The following is a 4,046-nucleotide window of genomic DNA, read 5'->3' as shown; positions in this document are numbered from 1 at the left end:
CTTGTCTCCCACTGCCTTGGTCGTCAGCATCGATGCCTCGTTGATCCAGCAAGCTGCCGCCAGCGCGGCGGGCGCGCAGCAGTATCCCAAAGGCGCGCTCTACGTCGTGGCCACGCCGATCGGCAACTTGGCCGACATCACCCTGCGGGCCGTGCATGCCCTGGTGCTGGCCGACGCGGTGGCCTGCGAGGACACGCGCGTCAGCACCGGACTGCTGCGCTACCTGGGCCTGGACAAGCCGCTGCTGGCGCTGCACGAGCACAACGAGGCGCAGGCGGCGCAGGCAGTGATCGAACGGCTGGCGCGCGACGAGCGAGTCGCCTACATGAGCGACGCCGGCACGCCGGCCGTCAGCGATCCGGGCGCGAGGCTGGTCGCGGCCGTGAGCGCGGCTGGCTACCGCGTGCTGCCGCTGCCGGGCGCCAGCAGCGTGACCACGGCGCTCAGCGCAGCGGGCGACGCAGGGAGCGACGGCTTTCGATTCGTCGGTTTTCTCGCCGCCAAGGCCGCCGAGCGCGCCGGCCAGCTGCGCGAGCTGGCACAGCATGCCGAGACCACCGTGCTGTTCGAGGCGCCGCACCGCATCGGCGCCCTGGCGGCGGCGCTGGCCGAGGCGATGCCCGCCCGCAGATTGACGCTGTGCCGCGAATTGACCAAGCAGTTCGAGAGCATTGCGACGATGCCGGCCGCCGAGCTGTCGGCCTGGCTCGCTGCGGACGTCAACCGCACGCGCGGTGAGTTCGTGCTCGTTCTGCATGCCCAGCCGCAACGGGATGACGCCGGCATGGCCGCCGACACCGATCGGCTGCTGCGCACCCTCCTGGCCGCGCTGCCGCTGAAACAGGCCGTGGCGCTGACAGCCGAGGCCAGCGGCGCGGCGCGCAACGCACTCTATGAGCGCGCGCTGGCGTTGCGTGACGAGGATCAGGCGCCGGAGTGAGCGCATGTGGGCCAAAGCCGAGCGGCGCGCGTACCCGCGCCGCGCCTGGCTAACCACCACTGGCCGAGCCGGAGCAGCCTGCGCCCCTGACGAGAGCCGACTCGGCGCGCGCAGCGGCAATCGCGGCGGCATGGATTCTCGAAAACGCGGACCGAGCTCGCTGCCTAGAATGAAACCATGATTTCACGCGAACCCACCATCGAGCGCTTGGCCATCGCCCGGCGACTGTTGCTCGAGCCCTTCGGCCTCGACGAAGCCAAGCTTGCCGACGCACTGCGCGTGATCGGGGAGCACCGCATCGACGACGCCGACCTCTACTTCCAGTACACGCGCAGCGAGGGCTGGAGCCTGGAAGAAGGCATCGTCAAGAGCGGCAGCTTCGGCATCGACCAGGGCGTGGGCGTGCGCGCCGTGGCCGGCGAGAAGACGGCGTTCGCTTACAGCGACGACATTTCCGAAGCCGCGCTGCTCGACGCCGCACGCACGGTGCGCAGCATCGCCGCCAGCGGCGCCAGCAAGCGCGTCAAGGTCGGTCCCGCTCGCCGGCTGGCGTCCAGCCGCGTGCTCTACGCGCCGATGGACCCGATCGCCACGCTCGACAGCACGCAGAAGGTGGCCCTGCTCGAACGCATGGAGAAGATGGCGCGCGCCAAGGATCCGCGCATCAAGCAGGTCATGGCGGGGCTGGCCGGCGAGTACGACGTGGTGCTGGTCGCACGTGCCGACGGCACGATCGCCGCCGACGTGCGACCGCTGGTGCGCCTGTCGGTCACTGTCATCGCCGAGCAGAACGGCCGCCGCGAGATGGGCTCGGGCGGCGGCGGCGGGCGTTTCGGCCTGGGTTACTTCCACGACGACGTGATCGCAGGCTACGTGGACCAGGCGGTCAACGCGGCGCTCACCAACCTGGAGAGCCGGCCGGCGCCGGCCGGCGAAATGACGGTGGTGCTCGGCCCGGGCTGGCCCGGCATCCTGCTGCACGAGGCCATCGGCCACGGCCTGGAGGGCGACTTCAACCGCAAGGGCTCGAGCGCCTTTGCCGGGCGGGTCGGTCAGCGCGTGGCCGCCAAGGGCGTGACGGTGCTCGACGACGGCACCATCCCCGACCGGCGCGGCTCGCTCAACGTCGATGACGAGGGCAACCCGAGCCAGCGCAACGTGCTCATCGAAGACGGCATCCTCAAGGGCTACATCCAGGACTCCATGAACGCCCGGCTGATGAAGGTCGCCCCCACCGGCAATGGCCGTCGCGAAAGCTATGCGCACGTGCCCATGCCGCGCATGACCAACACCTACATGCTGGGCGGCGACAAGTCCAAGGAAGAGATCGTCGCCTCCATCAAGAAGGGCCTGTACGCCACCAACTTCGGCGGCGGCCAGGTCGACATCACCAGCGGCAAGTTCGTGTTCTCGGCGAGCGAGGCGTTCTGGGTGGAAAACGGCAAGATTCAGTATCCGGTGAAGGGCGCCACCATCATCGGCAACGGCCCGGATTCCCTCACCCGCGTGAAGATGATCGGCAACGATCTCGCACTCGATACCGGCATCGGCACCTGCGGCAAGGAAGGCCAGAGCGTGCCGGTCGGCGTGGGCCAGCCCACGTTGCGCATCGACGGGCTGACCGTCGGGGGCACTGCCTGAGCCTGAGCGGCGAGCTCGCCCCGGCCGGCGCCGCCGCGCTGGCTTCAGTCAGCTTGGCCGACGTGCAGGCCGCCGCGCAGCGGCTGGCAGGGCACGTGCTGGAAACGCCTTGCGTCGAATCGAAGACGCTTTCGCAGATCACCGGCGCCCAGGTCTTCCTCAAGTTCGAGAACCTGCAGTTCACCGCGTCCTTCAAGGAACGCGGTGCGCTCAACAAGCTGCTCGCCCTGGTCGCCGAGCGAGACGCCGGCGCGCCGCTCGCCGGGGTGATCGCCGCTTCGGCCGGCAACCATGCTCAGGGCGTCGCCCATCACGCGCACCGTCTGGGTCTGCGCGCGGTGATCGTGATGCCGCTGGCCACGCCGGCCGTGAAGGTCGAGCGCACGCGCGGGTTCGGCGCGGAAGTGCTGCTGCACGGCGAAGGCTTCGACGAGGCGCGCGACCGTGCGCTGCAGCTCGCCCGGACGGAAGGGCTGGCTTTCGTGCATCCCTTCGACGACCCGCTCGTGATTGCGGGCCAGGGCACCATCGGTCTGGAGATGCTGTGCGCGCAGCCCGAGCTGGACACGCTGTTGGTCGCCGTCGGTGGCGGCGGGCTCATTTCCGGCGTCGCCACGGTCACCCGCGCGATGAAGCCGCAGCTCGAAGTGATCGGCGTGCAGACGGCCCGCTTTCCGGCGATGGTCAATCTGATCAAGGGCACTGCTCACCCGCAAGGCAAGAACACGATTGCCGAAGGCATTGCGGTGGGCGAACCGGGGCGCATCACCCGCGAACTGGTGCGCAAGCTGGTGGACGACCTGGTGCTGGTCGAGGAGGGCGATCTCGAGCAGGCCATCGTCATGCTGCTCGAGATCGAGAAGACGCTCGTGGAAGGGGCCGGCGCCGCCGGCCTGGCGGCACTGCTGAAGGAGCCGCAGCGCTACGCCGGCAGACGGGTCGGGCTGGTGCTGTGCGGCGGCAACATCGATCCGCTGTTGCTGGCCGCGATCATCGAGCGCGGCATGGTGCGGGCGGGCCGGCTGACCCGGATCCGCGTCGACGCGCGCGATTCCCCCGGGGTGCTGGCAAGAATCACGGCGCTTGTCGCCGAAGCGGGCGCCAACATCGAAGAGGTGCATCATCAGCGTGCCTTCACCAGCCTGGCCGCTCAGAACGTGGAAGTCGAGCTGGTGCTGCAGACGCGCAATTCGGCCCACGTGGCGGCGCTGATCGCGCGGCTCGAACACGAAGGCTTCGGCGCCAAGGCTTGCTGAGACGCGCCGGGAGCGGCCGATGCGCCCGTGCTACATTCCCGCCCATGCTCCGCAGCGCCTTCTTTTTTGCGTATTTCTGGTCCTCGCACCGCTCCGGCGGAGGAGAGGCCAGCGCCTAAGCAAGAAAGCGCCGCCGAACCCCCAACCGCCGGGCCTGTCCCTCGGCGGTTTTTTTTCGCCTCTGCTTTTGTATCTACCGACTCGTCGCC

3 protein-coding genes are annotated in these 4,046 nt (G+C 69.3%); all 3 read left to right on the top strand.

Annotated elements, in window-relative coordinates:
- The first annotated feature begins 40 nt into the window (after nt 1-40).
- The 3 genes from rsmI to H0W38_RS18160 all read left to right on the top strand — a co-directional run bounded on the left by rsmI (nt 41) and on the right by H0W38_RS18160 (nt 3,837).
- Nucleotides 41-940: a 16S rRNA (cytidine(1402)-2'-O)-methyltransferase gene (rsmI, locus tag H0W38_RS18170; protein WP_292456712.1), complete on the top strand. Its 900-nt coding sequence runs from the start codon at nt 41-43 to the stop codon at nt 938-940.
- A 177-nt stretch (nt 941-1,117) separates the two neighbouring features.
- Nucleotides 1,118-2,581, top strand: a complete 1,464-nt coding sequence (gene tldD, locus H0W38_RS18165) for a metalloprotease TldD (RefSeq protein WP_292456707.1) — start codon at nt 1,118-1,120, stop codon at nt 2,579-2,581.
- Between the two features lie 38 nt (nt 2,582-2,619).
- Nucleotides 2,620-3,837 carry a threonine ammonia-lyase gene (locus tag H0W38_RS18160; protein WP_292456710.1) on the top strand — a complete coding sequence of 406 codons (1,218 nt, stop codon included), beginning with the start codon at nt 2,620-2,622 and terminating at the stop codon, nt 3,835-3,837.
- Nucleotides 3,838-4,046: the final 209 nt, after the last annotated feature.

Origin of the sequence: Methylibium sp. (assembly GCF_013817365.1) — a bacterium.
Classification (GTDB): domain Bacteria; phylum Pseudomonadota; class Gammaproteobacteria; order Burkholderiales; family Burkholderiaceae_C; genus Methylibium.
The sequence above is the reverse complement of the archived record's forward strand: the minus strand, read 5'-3'. Positions and strand labels throughout refer to the sequence as shown.